The organism is Agrobacterium sp. DKPNP3, assembly GCF_052686535.1.
On the sequence record NZ_JBQYSN010000063.1, the window covers coordinates 1 to 22,728 of the forward strand.

General features: G+C 59.7%; 28 protein-coding genes. 13 read left to right on the top strand and 15 right to left on the bottom strand.

All coding sequences use genetic code 11. The annotated features are described in order from the left end of the window. The coding region (locus tag ACUTJJ_RS16805) for an autotransporter outer membrane beta-barrel domain-containing protein (RefSeq protein ID WP_445542846.1) at positions 1-1,062 on the top strand (1,062 nt) is incomplete at its 5' end. A gap of 14 nt (positions 1,063-1,076) precedes the next feature. Here ACUTJJ_RS16805 and ACUTJJ_RS16810 read toward each other — a convergent pair. From ACUTJJ_RS16810 to coxB, 12 genes are all read right to left on the bottom strand, one after another. Continuing rightward, on the bottom strand, positions 1,077-1,385 hold the full coding sequence (locus ACUTJJ_RS16810) for a Dabb family protein (protein ID WP_063947782.1): 309 nt from the start codon (positions 1,383-1,385) through the stop codon (positions 1,077-1,079). A 138-nt stretch (positions 1,386-1,523) separates the two neighbouring features. Continuing rightward, positions 1,524-1,964 (bottom strand): ribonuclease HI, encoded by a 441-nt coding sequence (rnhA, locus tag ACUTJJ_RS16815; RefSeq protein WP_063947781.1) that lies wholly within the window; start codon positions 1,962-1,964, stop codon positions 1,524-1,526. Beyond that, on the bottom strand, positions 1,961-2,929 hold the full coding sequence (locus ACUTJJ_RS16820) for a homoserine kinase (RefSeq protein WP_296065020.1): 969 nt from the start codon (positions 2,927-2,929) through the stop codon (positions 1,961-1,963). Before ACUTJJ_RS16820 ends, rnhA begins: the two co-directional genes overlap by 4 nt. Positions 2,930-3,010: 81 nt before the next feature. Next, the gene (ispH, locus tag ACUTJJ_RS16825) at positions 3,011-4,057 is read right to left on the bottom strand and encodes a 4-hydroxy-3-methylbut-2-enyl diphosphate reductase (protein WP_144575581.1); all 1,047 of its coding nucleotides are present in this window, start codon (positions 4,055-4,057) and stop codon (positions 3,011-3,013) included. 71 nt (positions 4,058-4,128) lie between these two features. Next, entirely contained in the window at positions 4,129-4,863 is a 735-nt protein-coding gene (locus ACUTJJ_RS16830; RefSeq protein ID WP_296066464.1) for an SURF1 family protein, read from the bottom strand. Positions 4,864-4,873: 10 nt separating this feature from the next. Then, positions 4,874-5,260 (bottom strand): DUF983 domain-containing protein, encoded by a 387-nt coding sequence (locus ACUTJJ_RS16835; protein ID WP_445542847.1) that lies wholly within the window; start codon positions 5,258-5,260, stop codon positions 4,874-4,876. A gap of 280 nt (positions 5,261-5,540) precedes the next feature. Continuing rightward, entirely contained in the window at positions 5,541-6,416 is an 876-nt protein-coding gene (locus ACUTJJ_RS16840) for a cytochrome c oxidase subunit 3 (protein ID WP_445542848.1), read from the bottom strand. A gap of 62 nt (positions 6,417-6,478) precedes the next feature. Beyond that, positions 6,479-7,096, bottom strand: a complete 618-nt coding sequence (locus tag ACUTJJ_RS16845) for a cytochrome c oxidase assembly protein (protein ID WP_063947776.1) — start codon at positions 7,094-7,096, stop codon at positions 6,479-6,481. 29 nt (positions 7,097-7,125) lie between these two features. After that, positions 7,126-7,257, bottom strand: a complete 132-nt coding sequence (locus tag ACUTJJ_RS16850; protein WP_077224630.1) for a hypothetical protein — start codon at positions 7,255-7,257, stop codon at positions 7,126-7,128. Then, on the bottom strand, positions 7,257-8,210 hold the full coding sequence (locus ACUTJJ_RS16855) for a heme o synthase (protein ID WP_445542849.1): 954 nt from the start codon (positions 8,208-8,210) through the stop codon (positions 7,257-7,259). Before ACUTJJ_RS16855 ends, ACUTJJ_RS16850 begins: the two co-directional genes overlap by 1 nt. Positions 8,211-8,599: 389 nt before the next feature. Then, entirely contained in the window at positions 8,600-10,300 is a 1,701-nt protein-coding gene (gene ctaD / locus ACUTJJ_RS16860; protein ID WP_063947774.1) for a cytochrome c oxidase subunit I, read from the bottom strand. A gap of 14 nt (positions 10,301-10,314) precedes the next feature. Next, positions 10,315-11,178, bottom strand: a complete 864-nt coding sequence (coxB, locus tag ACUTJJ_RS16865) for a cytochrome c oxidase subunit II (protein WP_404494413.1) — start codon at positions 11,176-11,178, stop codon at positions 10,315-10,317. 431 nt (positions 11,179-11,609) lie between these two features. Between coxB and ACUTJJ_RS16870 the strand changes: the two genes are divergently transcribed. From ACUTJJ_RS16870 to ACUTJJ_RS16890, 5 genes are all read left to right on the top strand, one after another. Continuing rightward, on the top strand, positions 11,610-12,134 hold the full coding sequence (locus ACUTJJ_RS16870; protein WP_003521101.1) for an invasion associated locus B family protein: 525 nt from the start codon (positions 11,610-11,612) through the stop codon (positions 12,132-12,134). A 68-nt stretch (positions 12,135-12,202) separates the two neighbouring features. Then, positions 12,203-12,511, top strand: a complete 309-nt coding sequence (locus ACUTJJ_RS16875; RefSeq protein ID WP_445542850.1) for a hypothetical protein — start codon at positions 12,203-12,205, stop codon at positions 12,509-12,511. 79 nt (positions 12,512-12,590) lie between these two features. After that, positions 12,591-14,006: a metalloprotease TldD gene (gene tldD / locus ACUTJJ_RS16880; protein WP_144575592.1), complete on the top strand. Its 1,416-nt coding sequence runs from the start codon at positions 12,591-12,593 to the stop codon at positions 14,004-14,006. Positions 14,007-14,290: 284 nt separating this feature from the next. Beyond that, positions 14,291-14,719, top strand: coding sequence for a bleomycin resistance protein (locus ACUTJJ_RS16885; protein WP_063947822.1), 429 nt, complete (start codon positions 14,291-14,293; stop codon positions 14,717-14,719). Between the two features lie 3 nt (positions 14,720-14,722). Continuing rightward, the gene (locus ACUTJJ_RS16890) at positions 14,723-15,397 is read left to right on the top strand and encodes an HAD family hydrolase (RefSeq protein WP_445542851.1); all 675 of its coding nucleotides are present in this window, start codon (positions 14,723-14,725) and stop codon (positions 15,395-15,397) included. On the opposite strand, the gene ACUTJJ_RS16895 is transcribed toward ACUTJJ_RS16890, so the two are convergent. Continuing rightward, entirely contained in the window at positions 15,386-15,694 is a 309-nt protein-coding gene (locus tag ACUTJJ_RS16895; RefSeq protein ID WP_296065053.1) for a MazG nucleotide pyrophosphohydrolase domain-containing protein, read from the bottom strand. The two genes, ACUTJJ_RS16890 and ACUTJJ_RS16895, sit on opposite strands and share 12 nt — an antisense overlap. A 154-nt stretch (positions 15,695-15,848) precedes the next feature. Between ACUTJJ_RS16895 and ACUTJJ_RS16900 the strand changes: the two genes are divergently transcribed. Continuing rightward, positions 15,849-16,628, top strand: coding sequence for a TSUP family transporter (locus ACUTJJ_RS16900; RefSeq protein WP_445542852.1), 780 nt, complete (start codon positions 15,849-15,851; stop codon positions 16,626-16,628). Between the two features lie 29 nt (positions 16,629-16,657). Here the strand turns inward: ACUTJJ_RS16900 and pdxH are convergent, their stop codons facing one another. After that, complete coding sequence (gene pdxH, locus ACUTJJ_RS16905; RefSeq protein ID WP_063947767.1) at positions 16,658-17,278, bottom strand: pyridoxamine 5'-phosphate oxidase; 621 nt, start codon at positions 17,276-17,278, stop codon at positions 16,658-16,660. 56 nt (positions 17,279-17,334) lie between these two features. Here pdxH and ACUTJJ_RS16910 point away from each other — a divergent pair, with 56 nt between their 5' ends. From ACUTJJ_RS16910 to ACUTJJ_RS16925, 4 genes are all read left to right on the top strand, one after another. Further along, positions 17,335-17,784: an RT0821/Lpp0805 family surface protein gene (locus ACUTJJ_RS16910; protein ID WP_144575598.1), complete on the top strand. Its 450-nt coding sequence runs from the start codon at positions 17,335-17,337 to the stop codon at positions 17,782-17,784. Positions 17,785-17,995: 211 nt separating this feature from the next. After that, the gene (locus ACUTJJ_RS16915; RefSeq protein WP_445542853.1) at positions 17,996-19,096 is read left to right on the top strand and encodes a DnaJ C-terminal domain-containing protein; all 1,101 of its coding nucleotides are present in this window, start codon (positions 17,996-17,998) and stop codon (positions 19,094-19,096) included. Between the two features lie 131 nt (positions 19,097-19,227). Next, positions 19,228-20,046 (top strand): enoyl-ACP reductase FabI, encoded by an 819-nt coding sequence (gene fabI / locus ACUTJJ_RS16920; protein ID WP_063947764.1) that lies wholly within the window; start codon positions 19,228-19,230, stop codon positions 20,044-20,046. Positions 20,047-20,081: 35 nt separating this feature from the next. Next, on the top strand, positions 20,082-20,675 hold the full coding sequence (locus ACUTJJ_RS16925; protein ID WP_445542854.1) for a histidine phosphatase family protein: 594 nt from the start codon (positions 20,082-20,084) through the stop codon (positions 20,673-20,675). A 251-nt stretch (positions 20,676-20,926) separates the two neighbouring features. Here ACUTJJ_RS16925 and ACUTJJ_RS16930 read toward each other — a convergent pair whose 3' ends face one another. Then, entirely contained in the window at positions 20,927-21,187 is a 261-nt protein-coding gene (locus ACUTJJ_RS16930) for a DUF1344 domain-containing protein (protein WP_063947821.1), read from the bottom strand. A gap of 13 nt (positions 21,188-21,200) precedes the next feature. On the opposite strand from ACUTJJ_RS16930, the gene ACUTJJ_RS16935 reads away from it, so the two are divergent. Continuing rightward, on the top strand, positions 21,201-21,545 hold the full coding sequence (locus ACUTJJ_RS16935) for a hypothetical protein (protein ID WP_445542855.1): 345 nt from the start codon (positions 21,201-21,203) through the stop codon (positions 21,543-21,545). Positions 21,546-21,623: 78 nt separating this feature from the next. After that, complete coding sequence (gene aroC / locus ACUTJJ_RS16940) at positions 21,624-22,721, top strand: chorismate synthase (RefSeq protein WP_445542856.1); 1,098 nt, start codon at positions 21,624-21,626, stop codon at positions 22,719-22,721. Positions 22,722-22,728: the final 7 nt, after the last annotated feature.

Consider the following 22,728-nt stretch of genomic DNA (forward strand, 5'->3'; position numbering starts at 1 on the left):
GGTGAATCCCATGCGGCTTCTGCCCCGCCACCCGCTTCGGCAGCGCCAGTGGCGGGTGCATCTCATGTGGCTTCTGTGCCTCCAATCGCTTCGGCCGTCGCGACTGGCCGCTCCGTCCTTCCCGCGCGGTCCGGCATCATCGACCTCGATCAATATGCCAGCACGCTGGCCGCGAGGCCGAATGCGGGTGTCGGCCTTGCCATCGCCAATACCGTGGTGGATGGCGCCCACGGCGCGCCAATGCGCAGCCTGCTGGAGCCGGGTCAGCAATCTTTCTCCATCATCAGCGATATCGGCTACAATGACGGCCGCGACGCGGCTGGCGGCTTCGGCATTGCCGATATCGGCTATGGCATCGGGCTGGAAGGTGGCGCGACGGCACGTATCTCCTTCGGCGGCCTTCACGACCAACGCGATATCGATACAGGCGGCGACTTTACAGAGGAGGGCTTCTACATCGCCCCGGAGATCAGCCTTCCGGTCGCTGGCACTCTCTATGCCACCATCGGTGGATATTACGCACCCGGCAGGATGTCGATCGAGCGTGGTTACCTCAATGGCGGTGCGATGGATTATTCGCGGGGCGAGACCGATCTCGATGTCTGGGCGGCGAAACTGCGCTTCGACTGGCTGGACGCATTCTCAATCGGCGAATGGAACCTGACGCCCTATGCGGGGGTGACTTACGCCAAAGCCGAGATGGGCGCTTATGCGGAGACAGGTGGCGCGTTCCCAGCGCATTTTGACGCAAGCGGCGAGCAGTCCACCATCATTCGCGCCGGTCTCGATGGGGTGACCGACCTCAGCGACTCAATCCGCATCCTGGTACGAGCCGAGGCGGTCTATCGGGTCGAAAAAAAGACGGCAACGACCACGGGCGTCATTGACGGGCTCATGGGGTTTTCCTTCGCCGGACAAGACATCGACCACTTCTGGCTGCGCGGCGGCCTTGGCGCGGAATTCGATGTAGCGGGCGGCACGGCGTCGCTGAACCTCAACGTCACCAGCGAGGGCGGCGATTCCGACCTATGGGTTCGCACCGGCTGGAAAATCGCTTTCTGACCCGCTGCTTGCGTCTAGACATTCATGTCGAACACCAGAAGCCCGGCAAGGCCACCATCGGTCAGCGACACCAAACGTTCACCCACTTCGACATGCTGGGGATGGGCGAGATAGTCGTCGCGGGCTTCCGGGCTTTCGAGTGTCACGATGAAACCATCGACAAAGCCGCCATTCAGCCCTTCGGGTGAGACATTCTGACCGTATTTCACATCGATAATGCCGGGTATGACGTCTTTGAGGGCGGCGATCGCCTCGAAAATCGCATGTTTTTCAGAAGCGGCCGTGGCGGCCTTGAAGCGTAGAAAGACACAATGCAGGATCATCCGGATTCCTCTCCTCCGTTGGGCACCACGCAAGCACCCTTGTCGACAAGATAGGTCGGGTTTCGGTTTTCACAACCCCTGGAATGGCGGCCGGATTAAGCAGCTCCATTTTCGCGGTCCAGAGCAGGCAGATTTCCGTTATCGCCGTTTAAAGGGCTCCATGCCCTTGCGCGCCAATTCGTCGGCGCGCTCGTTTTCAGGATGACCGGCATGGCCCTTCACCCAATGCAGCGTGACCTTATGGCGCTGCTGTGCGGCCTCCAGCGCCTGCCAAAGCTCGACATTCTTGACCGGCTTGTTGTCGGCGGTTTTCCAGCCCTTCTTTTTCCAGCCGAATATCCACTTGGTGATGCCGTCCTTCACATAGGCGCTATCCGTGTAAAGATCGACCTCGCAGGGGCTTTTCAGCGCATTCAGCGCTGAAATCGCGGCGAGCAATTCCATGCGGTTGTTGGTGGTTTCGGCTTCGCCGCCGGAGAGTTCCTTTTCGACCCCACCGTAACGCAACACCGCGCCCCAGCCGCCCGGGCCGGGGTTGCCCGAGCAGGCACCATCGGTGAAGATATCGACATGCTTCATTCGCCTGCCAGCCCGTATTCGGCGACAGTGGCGATGGAACGATGGAACCGCAACTTGCGCAGATATTCCAGCGGGTCTTTCTTCACCACCAGCGCGCCTTCCGGCGTCGTCAGCCAGTCATAAAGGCGCGTCAGGAAGAAACGCAGCGCCGAACCGCGCGCCAGAAGCGGCAGCGCTTCGAGCTCCGCTTCGCCGAGCGGCCGTACCGACTGATAACCTTCCAGCAACGCCTTACCCTTGGTGACGTTGTAAGCGCCGTCCTTTTCGAAGCACCAGGCGTTGAGGCAGATCGACACGTCATAAGCGAGCAGATCGTTGCAGGCGAAATAAAAATCGATCAGCCCGGAGAGTTCGTCGCCAAGAAAAAAGACATTGTCCTGAAACAGATCAGCATGGATCACGCCAGCCGGCAAATCCTTCGGCCAATGGGCCGCGAGATAATCGATCTCGGGGCGAATTTCGTCTTTCAGGCCCTTTTCCACCTCGTCGGCGCGGGCCTCCGCCTTGTCCCACAGCACCTTCCAGCCTTCGACGGACAGCGCATTCGGGCGCTTGATCTCAAAACCCTCACCGGCAAGATGCATGGCGGCCAGCGCCTTGCCGACTTCGCGGCAGTGTTTCGCTTCCGGTTTTCTCAGCCACATGCCTTCGAGGAAGGAAATAAGTGCGGCGGGGCGGCCCGACAGCTCTCCCAGCAACGCGCCATCCTTGCGCGGCAGCGGCAAGGGGCAGGACAGGCCCTTGGCGGCCAGATGCTGCATGAGGCCGAGGAAGAAGGGCAGGTCATTTTTCTCCACCCGCTTTTCATAAAGCGTCAGGATCAGCGGATCCCTGGTGGTGTGCAGCAGAAAATTGGAGTTTTCTACACCCTCGGCAATACCCTTATACGAGGTGAGGCTGCCGACGTCATATTGCGTGAGGAAATTCCTCAGATCATCTTCGGTGATGTCAGTATAAACTGCCAATTTAAAATCTCGTCATGAAGGATGGATCGGAAATTTCGAGCGTGACGCGGGCGGACAGGACAACGTTGAGCGCCGCAGCGCCTAAAGACCGGCAGCAGCTTTCGGCGGCAGCGCGTTGCTGGCGTTGCCGTTGACGAAGGCCATGTCGTCCGTCGTGAGTTCGATGGTGCGCAGCTCGCGATTGACGAGGAAATGCTCCGTTTCCTCAACCGTGACGGCAAGATCAAGCGTCGTGTCAAAACGCGCCTTGAAGGCTTCGATGATTTCATCAACGATAACCTCAGGGGCGGAAGCGCCGGCGGAAAGGCCAACGGTGCTGATATCGCCAATTTCATTCCAGTCGATTTCCGAGGCCCGCTGCACGAGAACGGAGCGCTTCGCGCCGGCGCGCAGGGCGACTTCTACCAGCCGCTTGGAATTGGAGGAATTTGGCGCGCCAACGACGATGAAGAGGTCGCAGCCGGGGGCCGCCTGCTTTACCGCATCCTGACGGTTGGTTGTCGCGTAGCAGATGCTGTCGGCGGCGGGGGCCTGAATGGCCGGGAACCGCGCCTGTAGCCTGGCGATCACGCCTGCCGTGTCGTCAACCGACAGCGTCGTCTGCGTAACGAAGCCGAGGTTCTCGCGATCGACTGGTTCGTAACGGTCAACATCCTCGACCGTTTCGATCAGCGACACCGTGCCTTCGGGAAGCTGCCCCATGGTGCCGATGACCTCCGGGTGGCCAGCATGGCCGATCAGGATGACATGGCGCCCGAGGCGCTGATGGCGCATGGCCTGCTTGTGGACCTTGGAAACAAGCGGGCACGTGGCGTCGAGATAGAAGAGGTTGCGCGCCTGTGCGTCCTCCGGCACGGATTTCGGCACGCCATGCGCAGAGAAGACAACCGGCTGCTCGCGATGCTCGGCGGGAATTTCGTGCAGTTCTTCGACGAAAACCGCGCCCTTTGCCTCCAGCCCTTCCACGACATAACGGTTATGCACGATTTCGTGGCGAACATAGACGGGTGCGCCATAGGCCTTGAGCGCCAGCACCACGATCTGGATTGCCCGGTCCACGCCCGCGCAAAAGCCGCGCGGTCCGCACAGCCTTATCGTCAAAGGGGGTTTGGATACGGCGATGTTCATTCCAGCTCCTTGGCCAACTCCTTGGCCAGTTCCGTGGCCTTGCCCTAGAACGACCCTACAGGGCCTGCGCGTCATTCGTCCTGCGTCTTGCCGTTCCGGAAATAGGCAAAACCGACGACGATGACAAGGGCCGCCGCCAGCCCATACCACGTTATCGCGTATTGAAGGTGATTGTTGGGCAAATCTATCAGCGTTACCCCACCCATCGGCCAGCCGCCGGGATTGGGCGTGGCATCGGCGTCGACAAACAGGTTCACCAGCCGGCCTGCCGGCACCTGCGCGCTTTCGGCCATGGCCGCCAGATCTTTCCAATAGAAGATGTTCTTGGCGATATCATTGTCCGGCAGCAGGGAGGACGGTTTCGCGAGGAGCGGCGCGCGCGCCAGACCGGTCAGCGTCACCTCGCCCGCAACCTGGCCGTCCGGCCGTTCGGCCGGGTCCTTCATCTCGAAGGGCACGAAGCCGCGATTGACGAAGAGAATTCGGCCATCGGGCAGAGTGAGCGGCGTAAAGACGTAATAGCCTGTCTGGCCCTGATGGGTGGCGAAGAAATGTCGTTCGCGCGTGTGATCAAATGTGCCCGATAGCCTGACCTTGCGGTATTCTATATCCCCGCCGCTTCTCGCGATCGCCTCGATCTCTTCAAGTGTCGCCGGATCTGCGCTCCGCCGCTGCTCGATATCGGCCATCAGCGCTTCTTTCCAATAAAGGCGCTTCACCTGCCATGTGCCAAGCCCGATGAGAATGGCAAGCGCCAGAAGCACCAGCGGCGCTGCAAACCAGACCCGCCGCTGCGCGGCCTTCATGTGGGACATGTCATTCACGATCAAGCCTGCCTTCGCTTGCATTGTTGCGGTATTGCAGCGCAATCATGATCCCTTTCAACTTGCGCAGCAGCAACAGGGAGACAAACACCGTAAACGGCAACCACAGCAGGATATGCACCCAAACGGGGGGCACAAAATGCTGATCGACCCAGAGCGCCAGTCCGACCACCAGAAATCCGACGATCAGCATGACGAAGACCGCCGGCCCATCCCCTGCATCGGCGAAGCGATAATCCAGCCCGCAGGCGCTACAGGCGGGTTTTATCGTCAGGAAACCATCGAAAAGACGGCCATTGCCGCATCGCGGGCAGCAGCCTTTCAGACCGACCTTGATGGGATCGACCGGGGCGAAATTTCCGTTTGATGGTTCAGACATGGAGAGACCTTCCGCGAAGTTGGCCAAAGCCCGAGGGTGACGTCGAACCTCTTGGAAGCTTGCCTCAAAACCCGGGCGCCTGTTTGTTGCTCGACGGCGCCTCGTATTTCTTTACCCCCCGGGGAGAAGGTGGCCCGAAGGGCCGGATGAGGGGGCAACGTCGCCGAATACCTCTACCCTTGCCCCTCATCCCGCTGCCGCGGACTTCTCCCCGGCGGGGAGAAGAAACACGCGGCAACGACTCGCTTCAAAAGCACCCTGGTGGGCTAACCGGCGTAATTTACCCGTGGATCGGCGCGCCCCAGCCACCCCAGATATAGATGGCAAAAAACAGGAACAGCCAGACGACGTCAACGAAGTGCCAGTACCAGGCAGCGGCCTCAAAGCCAAAATGCCGCTTTGGCGTAAACCCGCCGGCAATGGCGCGGAACAGGCAGACCAGCAGGAAGACCGTGCCGACGAAGACGTGGAAACCGTGGAAACCGGTCGCCATGAAGAAGGTCGCGCCATAGATCGAATTTTTGAAGTCGAACGGCGCATGCATGTATTCGTAAATCTGCACGGCAGAGAACAGCACGCCAAGCGCCACGGTGAGTGCCAGACCGGAAATCAGGCCCTTGCGGTCGTTGTGCAGCAGGGCGTGGTGGGCCCAGGTCACGCAGGTGCCCGACAGCAGCAGGATAACGGTGTTGTACAGCGGCAGATGCCAGGGATCGATGACCTCGATCCCCTTGGGCGGCCATTGACCGCCGGTATATTCGAGGCGGGATGCCTGAATGGCCTCATGCGGGAAGAGACTGGCGTCGAAATAGGCCCAGAACCAGGCCACGAAGAACATCACCTCTGAGGCGATGAACATGATCATGCCGTAGCGCAGATGCAGCGAGACGACCGGCGTGTGGCTGCCCTCATTGGCTTCCTTGATCGTATCCGCCCACCAGGCATACATCACGTAAAGCACGATTACGAGACCGATATAGAACAGCCATGGGTTGGCCAGTTCCGCGCCGAACAGCTTGAATGAGCCGCCCGAGAGGTAACGCATGTAGCAGACGCCGCCGAATGTCATGACGAAGGCGCCGATCGAGGCCAGAAGCGGCCAGGGGCTCGGGTCTATGATGTGGTAGTCGTGGTTCTTCTGATGCGTGTCTGCCATGACGACAATCCCCTGCTATCTCTTCCCTGATCCGGCCCCCTCAAAAGACCCGGATCTCCTCATTACAATTTGCTGTCGCCAGATTCTGTCTTTACCGGCAAGGACGCAACCGGTTTTTCGGTTTTGGCCGGATAAAACGTATAGGACAGCGTTAAAGTGTGGACGCTCTTGGTTTCGCGCGCCGTGGCGATGTCAGGATCGACAAAGAAAACCACCGGCATTTCCAGCGTCTCGCCCGGCTGCAACGTCGTTTCGGTGAAGCAAAAACATTCCACCTTGTTGAAATAAGCGCCGGCTTCCATCGGCGTCACGTTGAAAACCGCCGTTCCCGTTGTCGCGACTGGCGAACGGTTCGTTGCCTTGAAAGTGACCTGCACGGTTTCGCCGATCTTCGGCGTGACCTTCTTGTCGACGGGGCGGAAATCCCAGTTCAGGCCGTTCGACGTGTTGGCGTCGAAGGTGACGTTGATGGTCTTGTCGAGGATGACGTCGGAATATTGCTCGACGCGCTGGGTCGTGCCGTTATAGCCGGTGACTCGGCAGAACAGGCTGTAGAGCGGCACGGCGGCATAGGCCATGCCGATCATGGCGCAGAAAAACACGAGACACAGCACGAGAATGGAGCGATTGCTCACCTTCTGCCTGCCGGTCGCTGCCGCCTGCGTTTCCATATTTGCCATCTCCTCCTCCTCTCCCCGTAATCAGCGCGTCAATGCGAGCCGATCTTGATGATGGTGATGATGTAGAACAGCACCACCAGGCCGGCCAACAGGAGGCCGAGCGCGATGTTGCGCCCGCGTCTCGATTTTTTCTGAGCCGCGCTCAGTTCCACCGTTTCCATCACAGGACTCCCGACATGACGGCCTTAAGAGCCGGCGCGAAGTGATCGGCCAGCAGGCCAGAGAAAATCGCGAAGAGATAAAAAACCGAATAGGCAAACATCTTCTTGGCCGGCAGCATTTTCTCGTCACCGTCAGGCATGCGCCGGACAATGAGCGAACAGTAGACGAAGATTGCGCTCAGCACGGCGGCGAAGATGCCGTAACCGGCGCTCGCAAGGCCGGTGAAATAAGGTGCGACGGCGGCAGCGGCCGTGAGCACCGCATAAACGATCATCTGGTTCTTGGTGGAGCGTTCGCCGGCGACATTCGGCATCATCGGAATGCCGACCGAGCCGTAATCGCGCATCTTGAAGAGCGCCAGCGCCCAGAAATGGGCCGGTGTCCACAGGAAGATGACGAGGAACAGGATGATGCTATCAAGCGAAACGCCGCCCGTGACGCAGGCCCAGCCGAGCATGGGCGGAAAAGCGCCGGCAGCGCCGCCGATGACGATATTCTGCGGCGTCGAGCGCTTCAGCCACATTGTATAAACGACGGCATAAAAGAAGATCGTGAATGCAAGCAGGCCGGCCGAGAACCAGTTGACCGCAAGACCGAGAATGACCACCGAGAAAGCGGACAATGTCAGCCCGAAGGCGAGCGCCTCGCGCGGCGCGATGCGACCCGAGGGAATCGGCCGTCTAGCGGTGCGGCTCATCACCGCGTCGATATCGGCATCGTACCACATGTTGAGCGCGCCGGATGCACCGGCGCCAACGGCGATGCAGAGAACGGCGATGACGCCCAAAATCGGATTGATGTGACCAGGCGCCAGCACGAGGCCGGCAAAGGCCGTGAAGACGACGAGCGACATGACGCGCGGCTTCAGCAATTCGAAATAATCGCGTGCGCCGGCTTCCGAAAGTCCGGAGCTTTGTGCGCCCAGTATGTCGCGATCGTCGATAACGGTCATGTCCTGTCCTGTTTCCTTCAGATGCCGTCAGAAACGACATCCCTTGCACCGGCCCGAAAAACGAATGGGATTTCCGGCATGCGCGATGCTTCAATTCATGGGTCCCGAACCTGCCCGCAGGACCGGTACCGGGGAAAACCGATACCAGCATGTGCCAGCCATTCGCCGGACCCTGCCGCCATTCGTCTGCGCTTGCATTTCATAAAGGCCAGATTTGGCTTTTATCACGTCCGGAGCATGTATCACGTCGGACTGTTGGCATCGCTTGGACAAAATGTCACGCGGCAGGAGCCCTGCCCGTTCGGCAAACGGCACGGATCAAACCGCGCCGTCCCTCTCTGTCAGCAGCCGGACTGCGCAAGCCAAGCCTGCGCCTTCCGGCCCGCGCATCAGCGAATGCGCGGCAGCTGTTCCCACTGGTGATAAGGCGGCGGCGAAGACAACTGCCATTCGAGCGTCGTCGCACCTTCACCCCATGGATTGTTACCGGCGATCCGCTTCTTGGCGAAGGCTTCCCAGACGCCGAAGAGGAAGATGCCGACGGCAACCGCCGAGATATAGGAACCGTAGGACGAAACCATGTTCCAGCCGGCGTAAGCATCGGGATAATCGATGTAGCGGCGCGGCATGCCAGCGAGACCGAGGAAGTGCTGCGGGAAGAAGATCAGGTTCACGCCGACGAACATGACCCAGAAATGCAGCTTGCCGATGAACTCGCTGTACATATAGCCGGTGATCTTCGGGAACCAGTAATACCAGCCGGCGAAGATCGCAAAGACGGCGCCCAGCGACAGAACATAGTGGAAGTGGGCCACGACGTAATAGGTATCATGCAGCGAACGGTCGAGACCGGCATTGGCGAGCTGCACGCCGGTGACGCCGCCCACCGTGAACAGGAAGATGAAGCCGATTGCCCAGACCATCGGTGTCGAGAAGGTGAGCGAGCCGCCCCACATCGTCGCGATCCACGAGAAAATCTTGATGCCTGTCGGCACCGCGATGACCATGGTTGCGAAGACGAAATAACGCTGCGCTTCGAGCGACAGGCCGACCGTATACATGTGGTGCGCCCAGACGATGAAGCCGACGGCGCCGATGGCGACCATGGCATAGGCCATGCCGAGATAACCGAAGACCGGCTTCTTCGAGAAGGTGGACACGATGTGGCTGATGATGCCGAAACCGGGCAGGATCAGGATGTACACTTCCGGGTGGCCGAAGAACCAGAACAGGTGCTGATAAAGGATCGGATCACCGCCGCCTTCCGGCGAGAAGAATGCCGTGCCGAAGTTGCGGTCGGTCAGAAGCATGGTGATGCCACCCGCCAGAACCGGCAGCGAAAGCAGCAGCAGGAATGCGGTGACCAGAACCGACCAGGCAAAGAGCGGCATCTTGTGCAGCGTCATGCCCGGTGCGCGCATGTTCAGGATCGTGGTGATGAAGTTGATCGCACCGAGGATCGAGGATGCGCCGGCGACGTGCAGCGAGAAGATCGCAAGATCCACCGCCGGTCCGGGCATGCCGCTTGTCGACAGCGGCGGATACATGGTCCAGCCGCCACCCACGCCATAAGCGCCCGCCGGGCCCTCCACGAAGAGCGAAAGCAGCAGCAGGATAAAAGCGGGGACGATCAGCCAGAAGGAGATGTTGTTGAGGCGCGGGAAAGCCATGTCTGGCGCGCCGATCATGATCGGGATCATCCAGTTGGCAAAACCGCCGATCATGGCCGGCATGACCATGAAGAAGATCATGATCAGCGCATGCGCCGTGGTGAACACGTTGAACATGTGCTTGCCGCCGTCGATGGCAGCGTCGCCCTCGAAGCCATAGACCATGGATGCCAGACCGTGGAAGATTTGGATGCCCGGCTCCTGCAGCTCCATGCGCATGACGACCGACAGGCCGCCACCGATGATGCCCGCCATGATGGCGAAGATCAGGTAGAGCGTGCCGATGTCCTTATGGTTGGTGGACAGGAACCAGCGGGCGAAGAAGCCCGGCGTGTGGGAATGATGCGCGTCATGCGAATGATCGTCATGAGCGGGATGACCATGCGAGTGATGATCGTCGTGTGCGGAAGGTCCAGCCATTGTCGTCACTCCAGTCAGTTGGTTTCGTTGGCGGCAACGTCGACCGTGCGCGGAGCGCCATCGACGGAGGCCATCAGCGCCCGGTTTGCCGCATTCAGGTCGGAAGCGGCGGCGGCGTGCCAGGCATTGTATTGCTGTTCGGAAACCACCCGAATGGCGATCGGCATGAAGGCGTGGTCCTTGCCGCAAAGCTCGGAACACTGGCCGTAATAAAGGCCTTCCTTCTCCGGCTTGAACCAGGTTTCGTTGAGGCGGCCCGGCACGGCATCGATCTTGACGCCGAAAGCGGGCATGGCGAAGGCGTGAATGACGTCCGTCGGAGCTGCCGTTACCAGAAGGCGAACGGTCTTGCCGACGGGAACGACCATTTCATTATCGACAGCGAGAAGACGCGGATAGCGGGCCTTGTCTTCCTTGCCCGCAGCGGCGCGATCCTGGTCCTTCAGCAGATAGCTGTCGAAGGAGAGCGGCTCGGCGCCTTCGGCTGCGGCATATTCATAACTCCACAGCCATTGCGTGGCGGTGGCCTTCAGCGTCAGGTCTGGGTTTTCCGGTTGCGTCAGCTGTGCGTTCAGAAGATTGAACGAGGGGAAAGCGAGAAACAGAAGAATGAGAACCGGCGCCAGCGTCCAGACAACCTCGATCGCCGTGTTATGGCTGGTCTTGGACGCCACCGGATTTTTCGCGGCGCGGAATTTCAAGGCGACGATGATGAGCAGCGCAAGAACGAAAAGCGTAACCGGAACAATGAACCAAAGCGTATATTGTTCGAACCAGCGTATTTCGTGCATGATCGGCGTGGCTGCCTCCTGCATGCCCATTTGCCAATGCACCGGCTGATCGGCGTGGGCGCCGACAGCCGTGAGCAGACAGGTCATCCCCGCCAATGCTGCGTAAATCCTATTCCTCACGGTACCCTCTCCCTCACGCGCCTGATCCAGATCAATCACAGGCGCAGAATCCATGCTAATGGTAATAACTTCAAACCACAGTTTGCCCTCTGCCGCAATATGCGTGAGGACACGGAAGCGCCCCAATTTTGCCATTGATCAATCCGCAGGCGAGTTTCCTGCACCCTTTGCGTGAGCTCTCCTACCGAAGGCGATTTCGAGCGGCCAAAATGCGACAAGCCCCGCCTGGCAGCCGGTTTGATCGGCGGAGAACGAAGGACGCACCGGACAAATCCATTCTCCATGCGGGCCGACAGGTCCTATTTCCGCCCAACTCGGCTGGAATTGAAGGCTCCAGGCTTTTTTTTCCGGATTATGGCGTCAAAATAGCCGCACTGATTCGAATCCCAGAGGTATCCATGCGTCTTTCCCCGCTCGCGCGCACTTTTCTTGCCGCCGCCGGTCTTGCCATCATCGCCCCCGCTGCAGCGGCGCTGGCGCAACAGCAGCCGCCCGGCACGCCAAAGTCGACGCATGGTGCGTGGTCCGTCATCTGCGACAAGCCGGCCGGCGCCTCTGAAGAGCAATGTGCGCTGATGCAGAATGTCATTGCCGACGACCGCCCGGAAGTGGGACTTTCGGTTGTCGTTCTGAAGACGGCCGATCGCAAGTCGCGCATCCTGCGCATCCTCGCGCCGCTCGGCGTGCTTTTGAAGGATGGCATGGAGCTCTATATCGACAATAATAATATCGGCCGCGCCTATTTCACCCGCTGCTTCTCCGAAGGCTGCTATGTGGAAGTCGATATTGACGACGAATTGCTGAAGGTTTTGCGCGCCGGCAAGAACGCGGTTTTCGCGCTGCGCGAAGCCGTGGATCAGGACCGCGTCGGCATTCCGATCGAGCTTTCCGGCTTTGCCGAAGGTTACGACGCGCTTCCGTAAACAATAAGCTTGAAACCGACCGCTAAAACTTTACTATATAAGTATTGTTTTATTTATCGTCGGATTTCATGATTAAGAAAAAGCCGGTAACGCTGCGTTGTTTTTGCGGTGTACTTGTCGCATTTCTATTACTCACATTCGCGGTTAGCCTTGCAGATGAAGTCGGCTTGTTGCCCGATTTCATGGTTACAGATGGGAATCCGCAGCTGGTGATTGTGGTGGTGGCTGCGAATGTTCTGTCGCAGCTGCACTGGCAACGTATCGTTCCGAATCCGGCTCCGCACTGGACCCGTCCGATGGCTTTGGTAGTTTTCCATGTCCTCCCCTTCTATGTGGGCACGACTTTTGTCGTGCATCTTATCTTCAAGCTAACCTAAGCCTCAGTACGCTTTGGCTTGCCACCGGCGGCGCACGACCCTACATGCTTGCCAGACACTATTCAGTTTGGAGCCTCCCATGACCGACGACCTTGTAAAACTCTTCGATTGCGATGAAACGCAATTGCGCAAGCTCGTTGGAGAGGCGCTTGCGGGCGCCGATGATGGCGAGTTGTTCATCGAACATGCGCAGGCGGAGTCGCTCACCTTCGACAATGGCCGTCTCAAGGGCGGCTCCTTTAACACCGACCAGGGTTTTGGCCTTCGCGCCGTCGCTGGCGAGACGGTCGGTTATGCCCATGCCGGCGAGCTTTCGCAAAGCGCGCTGAAGCGTGCTTCCGACGCGGTGGGCGCTGTTACCAAAGGATATTCCGGCTCCTATGCCGCCGCGCCGCAACGCACCAATAAGAAGCTTTATGGCGACGAAAACCCGATCGGCAGCCCCAGCTTCGAGGAGAAGGTGAAGCTCCTCACCGATATCGACGCCTATCTGCGTGATAAGGATCCGAATGTCCGGCAGGTGACGGCGACGATTTCCGCCAGCTGGCAGGTGGTGGATATTCTGCGCGCCGATGGCCATCGTGTCAGTGACGTCAGGCCGATGACCCGTATCAACATTTCCGTGGTCGCGGGCGAAGGCGACCGGCAGGAAAGCGGCTCCTACGGGATCGGCGGCCGGGTCGGTTTCGGCGATTTCATTACCACGGAAAACTGGCAGCGCGGTGCTGATGAAGCGCTGCGGCAGGCGCTCGTCAACCTCACGGCCATCGATGCGCCAGCGGGCACCATGGATGTCGTGCTGGGTTCCGGCTGGCCGGGTGTGATGCTGCATGAGGCCGTGGGTCATGGTCTGGAGGGCGATTTCAACCGCAAGAAGACATCCGCATTCGCTGGTCTGATGGGCGAGATGGTCGCCGCACCCGGTGTCACTGTCGTCGACGACGGCACGATCGACAGCCGGCGTGGTTCGCTAACCATCGACGACGAAGGCACGCCTTCAGGATATAATGTCTTGATCGAGAACGGCAGGCTCGTCGGCTACATGCAGGACCGGCAGAACGCCCGGCTGATGGGTGCGAGGCCCACCGGCAACGGCCGCCGCCAGGGTTATGCCTATGTGCCGATGCCGCGCATGACCAATACCTACATGCTCTCCGGGGACAAAACGCCAGAAGAGATCATTGCATCCGTCAAAAAGGGTATCTACGCCGTCTCCTTTGGTGGCGGTCAGGTGGATATCACCTCGGGCAAATTCGTGTTCGGCTGCACCGAGGCCTATCTCATCGAGAACGGCAAGATCGGTGCGCCGGTGAAGGGCGCGATGCTGATCGGCAACGGCCCGGATGCGATGAAGCGCGTATCGATGATCGGCAATGACTCAAAGCTCGATACCGGCATCGGCAATTGCGGCAAGGCCGGGCAATGGGTGCCGGTTGGCGTCGGCCAGCCGCATCTGCGCATGGACCAGATCACTGTGGGCGGCACGAAGGCGTAGGCCGTGGCTTTCGGGTGATTGCACTCGGTTGTCTCAATAGCGCGGACAAAACGACGTCGCATTCTATCCCGCCCGGTCCCTCATTCCGGCCTTGAGCCGGAATGAGGGCAGAAAGAGTTGCAGCCACACTGAGCCTGCCGGTGCCTTGCCAGCCCATGACCCCACACATGGCTGCCATGATGCTGTTTTTTCTGGCGCGCTGGCGCGAACGCGATAATATCAAGACTTATGGCGGGCCCCTCCTCCCATCCGGGGCCTGCGTGGCGAAGGAGACAACGACCATCATACGAAATGCCCTCGTTCCTGAACTTGCCGTCAGCGACTGGCAGAAGAGCCGCGCTTTTTATTGCGACCTGATTGGCTTCCATGTGGTTTACGAGCGCCCCGAAGAGGGCTTTACCTATCTGGCGCTGGGCGACGCAGAGCTGATGATTGACCAGATTGGTGCGACCCGGACCTTTGTGGCGGGCAATGCCTCGCTCGATGCGCCGTTGGGCCGCGGCATGAACCTGCAGATCGCCGTTCCCTCCCTGCAGCCCATTCTATTCCGGCTGGAGCGGTCTGCCATCGATCTCGTCATGCCGCTTGAGGAAAAGTGGTACAGGCGCGGCACGGTCGAAGTGGGGAACCGGCAATTCATCGTCGCCGATCCCGACGGGTATCTGATCCGCCCCTTCGAGAGCCTCGGCGAACGCCCCTTCCGGTTCGGTTGAGCCATGTTGCCCTTTCTGCCGCGGGCGGTGGTGTTCGACATGGATGGATTGTTGATCGAGAGCGAGAGGCTTTATCGCGATTCATTTCTGGCGGCCTCGGATGAAGGCGGCCATGGCATGGAGGTGGAGACCTATCAGAAGGTCTGCGGCAGCCCGTGGGACGTCATCACCGGCACCATCTTTGCCGATTATGGCGCGGATTTTCCCATCGACAGTTTTCGAGACGCCTGGCTCCGGCATCTTGGCGTGATGATGGCTGATGGCGTGGCGTTGAAGCCGGGCGTCGTCGAAATCCTCGATCTGCTCGACCGGCTCAATATACGGCGCGCCATCGCCACCTCGTCCCGACACGCTTCGGTGACGCGGCACCTTGGGCCCCACGATCTTCTCGGACGTTTCGACACCATTGTCGCACGCGGGGACTATACGGAGCCGAAACCGGCGCCCATGCCCTATCTGACGGCGGCGCGACGGCTTTCCCTCGATCCCGGGCGCTGTCTTGCCTTGGAGGATTCCTACTCGGGTGTACGCTCGGCAACATCGGCGGGCATGATGACCATCATGGTGCCTGACGTTGCACCGCCGACGGAGGAAATGCGGGAGAAATGCGTGGCCGTCGCCAGCGACCTTAACGCCGTGGCGGCCATGTTGGAAAAGCTGGAGCCTTCAGGGTTTTGACGGCGTAAAGTACCACTTACGCTCGATCGCTCCTTCAATATCGAGACCGTTATAATGGGCCAGTAACAGCACATGGCCGAGGAGATCGGCGGTTTCGTCGGCCAGATCCCGCTTCGTCTCCTCTTTGCTCCTACCCTTAACGCGCGCCCTTCCTGTCAGCCGGTTCCAGGCCTGTGTGACCTCGCCAACCTCTTCCTGAAGCTTCAGCATGTACCAGTCCGGATCGCGGAATATCCCGTTTTCAGCGGCATATTTTTGCGACGCCTCTTCAAACCGACGCATCATGTCAGCAAACATTTGTTCATCCTTTGTTCACTCGCTAAAACTCTAATCATGATTCTCTGACGGCGTCGACCCGTCAGGGCGTCATGCAGCCATGAACAGAAATTTCCGGGACATGCGCATGCAAGCGCGATAGAGAAAAGATATTCAAACAATCATGCCGTCACCCATGTCCCATCTCGACTTCCTGGCGTCATTCGTCGCCGCACACAGACCGGTGCTGCTCGCCATGTTTGCCGGCGCAGCCCTTCTTGCCGGCCTTGCCCGCGGCTTTTCCGGCTTCGGCGCGGCGCTCATATTCATCCCGCTTGCGAGCGCCATCGTCGGGCCACGTGTGGCTTCGGCGGTTCTGCTGGTGGTGGACGCCGTGCTAACTGTCGGCATGATACCGCCCGCCTTCCGCATGGCGGACCGGCGGGACGTGTTCACCATGGCGACCGGCGCCCTTGTCGGCGTTCCCGTCGGCACAATGTTGCTCGCCAAGGGTGATCCCTTGACGCTGCGCTGGCTCATTTCAGGCGTCGTCGTGGTGCTGCTCGTGTTCCTGTTGTCCGGCTGGCGTTACAGCGGCCGGCCGAAGACGCCGCTCACCCTTCTCACCGGACTCGTGGCTGGCCTGTTTTCAGGCGCCGCCCAGCTGGGTGGCCCGCCCGTCGTCGCCTATTGGCTGGGCGGCGCGCTGAAGGGCGCTTTCGTGCGCGCCAATGTCATTCTTTATTTTGCGGTATCGACGATATTTTCCCTGGCCAGCTATCTTTTGGGCGGCCTGTTCAGCTTCGATGTCTTCGTGTTTTTCCTGCTGGCGTTGCCCTTTTACGGTGCGGGCCTTTACGCAGGGTCGCGATTACATGGGTTTGCCGATGAGGCATCCTTCAGGCGCATCTGCTACGGGCTGATCGCCATGTCTGCCGTCATCGGCCTGCCCTTGTTCGATTCGCTGCTGAAATAGGCGGGCCACGACGCCCCGCCGACTTGCCTTTACGGGTACATGCGGACCTTCGACCAGGCACCGTCAGGCGTCTCGCGGCGGAATTCGATGCGGTCATGCAGGCGGAACTTGCGATCATGCCAGAATTCGATGCTCACTGGGCGAATGCGGAAACCGGACCAGTGGGATGGGCGCGGAATATCGCCGATCGCATATTTGGCAGTATATTCGGCCACGGCCTTTTCCAGCGCGAAACGGCCCTCCAGCGGCCGCGACTGCTTGGAGGCCCAGGCGCCGATGCGGCTGCCGCGCGGGCGGGAGGCGTAATAGGCATCCGCCTCCGCGTCGCTCACGATCTCCACCTCGCCCCGCAGGCGCACCTGTCGCCGCAGGCTCTTCCAGTGGAAACACATGGCCGCTTTTTTCTGGCCGAGGATCTCCCGGCCCTTCTGGCTTTCGAAATTCGTGTAGAACACGAAGCCGCGGTCATCGACACCTTTCAGCAGCACCATGCGCACGTTCGGAAGGCCATTTTCGTCCACGGTGGCGAGTGCCACTGCGTTCGGATCATTGATTTCGGAAGCCGTCGCGTCCTTCAGCCACTCGGCAAAAAGCGTGAAAGGTTCATTTTCTTCCGTGAAGTCACTGGATGTTAACCCCGTTTCCGACATATTGACTAAAATGCTCCCGAGCTGATTTGGACCCCAGAGATGATCTCTGGTGAAAGATGGTGACCGTCATAGCAAAGTCGAACAGTCGAACAAAGAGCCTCCTTTCGTCGGTAGCGGAAGTTTCCGCCGTCGTGTCGATGCTTGTGGTGCTGAGCGGATGTGTCAGCCTCGATCTGTTCGGCGGCGACAAGGTCGACCGCTCGCTTTCCACTGCCTCCGTGCCCAACCAGCAGAATGGCAGCGCCCAGACCGACGACGTAACCATTCGCAATGCGGTCACATCGGCCGATCTCGCCAAGCTTGCAGATCAGCCGCTGCCCTGGGCGAACGCCGCCACCGGCAGCGCAGGCGTCGTCACCGCCATTCGCGAAGACAAATCAAGCGGTTTCGTCTGCCGTCAATTCAAGACCACGCGTCACTCCTTCGAGGGTGTGGCAGCTTATTCCGGGCAGGCCTGCCTGTCGGAAACCGGCGAATGGTTGATGACCCGATTCGAGCAGAAATAATCTGTTTACCCTCCCGCAGGGAATAAAGCCGGCCCGCGCGCGGCCCGCATCCTCCGTAAAGGAGTGATTAGCAACTTATTGCAACAGTCGACGTTGATTAAACCGAGGGCGCGCAGGCGAATGAACGCAGGCACCCCTTATCGGAGAGGTTCGTTTCAGGATTGCGCCATGAAGGGCGGCAGCGCCTGAGCCAACGTAGCTGGTGCTTCGCATGCGCGATCCATATTCTATCCTCGGCGTAAAACGTGACGCCCGCCACGACGAGATCAAGGCCGCCTGGCGCACGAAGGCGAAAACCGTTCACCCGGACGCCAATCGCGACGATCCCGATGCGTCGGCGCGCTTTGCCGAGATCGGTCAGGCCTACGACCTTCTGAAAGACCCGAAAAAGCGCGATCTCTACGATCAGGCCCGCAAGGCCGCGGAAAAGAGAAAGGCCGGCGAAACCATCATGCAGCAGCGGGAAGCCGCGCGCGAGGCTGCCGAACGTGCCAAGGCCGCCGAAAAGCTGATGGAGGAACTGGCCCGCGCGGACGCCCGCAACCGGACGCAGACCGGCCACAAAGCCGATAGCAAACCGGAAAGCGCCGAAGACATCGTCGAGCGCATCTTCGGCGCAGACGCCCAGAATGATCCCAAGGTGCAGCAGGCGGCGGAAGCCGCAAAGGCGGCCGCGAGCGCTGCGAAAGGCGATATGCCCGCAGCCACAGCCTCCGGCGATGACAAGACCGCGCCCGCCTCGCTCGCTGCCAATCTTTTCAGCGCGCTGGTGCGGCGGTTCCGTGCGCCGCAGCCGGCTCCGGAAAAAGTGCCTGACATCACCGCAGAAGCCATCGTTACGGTCGCCGATCTGCTCGAGAAGAAGTGGATTACCGTTTCTCTTGCCGACGAGCGGGACGTCCGGTTCCAGCTCGAGCCCGGGATGACCGATGGCCATGTTGTGCGGCTGAAGGGACAGGGGCTGAAGCTCCCCAACATGGCGCGCGGCGATCTTGCAGTCACGTTGCTTGCCGCGCGCGACGATGTGTTTTCGCTGCGTGGCTTCGATATTCACACGACGCTTGCCATTTCGCTCAGCGATGCGGTTCTGGGTTGCGACGCGAAGGTCGTGACGCCGCTCGGCGAAGAAACCATCACCATTCCGGCCTGGTCAGGCTCGGACCGCGCCCTCCGGCTTGCTGGCAAGGGCCTTGCCGACGGCAAGGGTGGATCGGGCGATCTCGTCATCGAATTGCGCATCGTCCTGCACGAGAAACCGGATGAAAAGGTAACCGACCTGATGCGCCACATGCGCGAAGGCCTTTATTTGTGAAAGTTTTGCGAATAGCCGGGACAACGCACCCTTTGTTACGCTCCCTAACAGTTGATGATCTTTGGCAATCTTGAACAGGATTGCAGCCTATGCCATAGGCAGGATCAATCGAAAGTATCAGGGAGCATAAAATGGCTCAGGCATCCGGCCTTATGGCTGGCAAACGCGGCCTCATCATGGGTGTCGCCAATAACCGCTCAATCGCTTGGGGCATTGCCAAGGCATGTGCGGACGCTGGCGCGGAACTCGCACTCACCTGGCAGGGCGATGCGCTCAAGAAGCGCGTCGAGCCGCTGGCACAGGAACTCGGCGCCTTCATGGCCGGCCATTGCGATGTGACCGATCTCGAGACGATTGATGCCGTTTTTGCCGCGCTGGAAAAGCATTGGGGCAAGATCGACTTCGTCGTGCACGCGATTGCTTTTTCCGACAAGGACGAGCTGACCGGCCGTTACCTCGATACCAGCCGCGACAACTTCAACCGCACCATGGACATCTCCGTCTTCTCGCTGGCCGCCGTTGCCAAGCGGGCGGAGCCCGTCATGAATGACGGTGGCTCGATCGTGACGCTCACCTATTACGGCGCCGAAAAGGTCATGCCGAACTACAACGTCATGGGCGTGGCCAAGGCTGCACTCGAGGCGAGCGTGCGTTACCTCGCGGTCGACCTCGGCAATCGCGGCATTCGCGTCAACGCCGTTTCCGCCGGGCCGATCAAGACGCTTGCAGCGTCCGGCATCGGCGATTTCCGTTACATTCTGAAGTGGAACGAATATAATGCGCCGCTGAAGCGCACAGTCTCCATCGAAGAAGTCGGCAAGTCGGCGCTTTATCTGCTGTCCGACCTTTCGACCGGCGTGACCGGCGAAATCCACCATGTCGATTCGGGTTATCACACGATCGGCATGAAGGCGGTGGACGCGCCTGATATTTCGGTGGTCAAGGACTGACCATTTCGGGAACGGCTTGAAACAGGGGTATCGCCTTGCTCGTCTATGTGATCCGGCACGGACAAACGGACTGGAATGCGATACGCCGGCTTCAGGGTCAGAAAGACATTCCGCTCAATGATTTCGGCCGCCAGCAGGCGGTCGGCAACGGCCTCATCCTTGCCCGCCTTCTCGGCGAGACGGCAAAAGACTTCGACTACGTGGCAAGCCCGCTCGGGCGCACGCGCGAGACAATGGAGTTGATGCGCGGCGCGATGGGCCTCGATCCCACGGGATACCGCACCGATGATCGCCTGATCGAGGTGTCCTTTGGCGACTGGGAGGGACAGACCCTGCCCGAGCTCAAGAAGGAATTCCCTGACCGCGTAAAGGCGCGCAAGGCCAACAAGTGGGACTTCATCCCCCCTGGCCAGGATGCCGAAAGCTACGAAATCCTCTCCTGGCGCATCGGCGCATGGCTCTCCTCCGTGGACAGGCAGACAATCTGCGTCTGCCACGGCGGCGTCATCCGCTCGATCTTCCGGCTGGTATCCGGCATGGACAAGGACGAGGCATCGAGAACGCAAATTCCGCAGGACCGGATTTTGAAGGTCGAGATCGACAGGAATAGTGCGGAGTGGATTTTGTGAGAGATCACGGGGCATAACCCTCTGCATCGTCCTACTCGAGCGGCCCGTATATTTGGCGCAAAGGCCGCCGCTTAATTCTTCTCCGCGCCGGGGAGAAGGTGGCCCGAAGGGTCGGATGAGGGGGCAACGATAGCTATAGACAGCACCCTCGCCCCCTCATCCCGCTGCCGCGACCTTCTCCCCGCCGGGGAGAAGAAACAAGAGGCATCCGCTCATTTCACAACGGAGGTTTTGGCGTGAGGGGCTGGTGCTTACTCAACAACCTGCAGATCGTCGACCACGCGCTTGCCATCCACTTCCGTGTAGAAAACCACGACCTTCACGCCCGCTTTCAGCCCTTCGAAATTGAATTCTTCCGGCACGCGGTAGGTCTTGCCGTCGCTCAGCGTAATGCTCAGGCCATTCGCATCGATCTTGCTGATCGTGCCTTCCACGTCGACGCTCTGGGCGAAACTGTTGATCGGCATCAGGAGGTTGGCGGTGGCCAGAAGGGCGGCAATCATCATACGCATCGATCTAGCTTTCGTGGATTTGCGTGAAAACTTTACATGCATGAAGAATTGCCTTTCGAATGTGGCGGAAATCGCCCGCAACCATGACATTTTCAGCCCAATTGATGAACGGATTTCAAATCCTGTTCAAGCCGTTAGTGATTTCTACACCGCATTTTCCGGCAATGCTGGAAAACCATTGATTGCGGTGGAAAACAGCCGCGGCTTTACAAAATCGTCATTTCCGGAACCCGCAGACGAGCTCGAATCAAGTTCCATGTCTTCCCGTCAGGGCTGTCGCATCTCGCCTCTGATGAAGTCGTGGCCCGCGCCGCGCCTTGTTATCCGGCGGGCTATGAAAGAAAGGCTTTTGTCTTGACCGGATTTTCCACTAAGACAAATCCGCTTGTTTCAAACGGCGCCGTCCACAGGTGCCCTGCTTTCCGGTTTGAGAATTATGTCACATAACAGTTTCGGTCATCTTTTTCGCGTTACCACCTGGGGAGAAAGCCACGGGCCGGCGCTTGGCTGTGTGGTGGATGGATGCCCGCCCGGCATCCGCTTCACCCTTTCCGAGGTGCAGCGCTGGATGGACAAGCGCAAACCGGGGCAAAGCCGTTTCGTGACCCAGCGCCGTGAGGACGACATCGTCAAGGTGCTTTCCGGCGTGATGCTGGATGAGGACGGCGAAACGATGATCACGACAGGCACGCCGATTTCGATGCTGATCGAAAATACCGACCAGCGCTCCAAGGATTATGGCGAGATCGCCAAGCGCTTCCGCCCCGGCCATGCGGATTTCACCTATGACCTGAAATATGGCATTCGCGATTATCGTGGCGGCGGCCGCTCGTCGGCGCGTGAAACGGCGGCGCGTGTCGCTGCGGGCGCGATTGCCCGCAAGGTGGTGCCCAGTCTCAATGTGCGCGGCGCGCTGGTGCAGATCGGCAAGCACAAAATCAACCGCGAAAACTGGGATTGGGATCAGGTCGACCAAAACCCGTTCTTCTGCCCGGACCCCGAGATGGTGCCGGTCTGGGAAGAATACCTCGACAGCATCCGCAAGGCCGGCTCTTCCATCGGCGCCGTGGTCGAAGTGGTCGCGGAAGGCGTTCCCGCCGGCATCGGCGCGCCAATCTATGCCAAGCTCGACCAGGATATCGCCTCCAACCTGATGTCGATTAACGCCGTCAAGGGCGTGGAAATCGGCGAGGGCTTTGCGTCTGCCGAGCTTTCCGGTGAGGAAAACGCCGACGAGATGCGCATGGGCAATGACGGCAAGCCGATCTTTCTGTCCAACCATGCGGGCGGCATTCTGGGCGGGATTGCGACCGGTGAACCTGTTATCGCCCGCTTCGCCATCAAGCCCACATCCTCTATCCTGACGGAGCGCCTGTCGATCGATACCGACGGCAACAATGTCGATGTTCGCACCAAGGGTCGCCACGACCCCTGCGTTGGCATCCGGGCCGTTCCGATCGGTGAAGCGATGATCGCCTGCACCGTTGCCGACCATTACCTGAGGGACCGCGGCCAGACCGGCCGACTGAAATAAAGGGGAC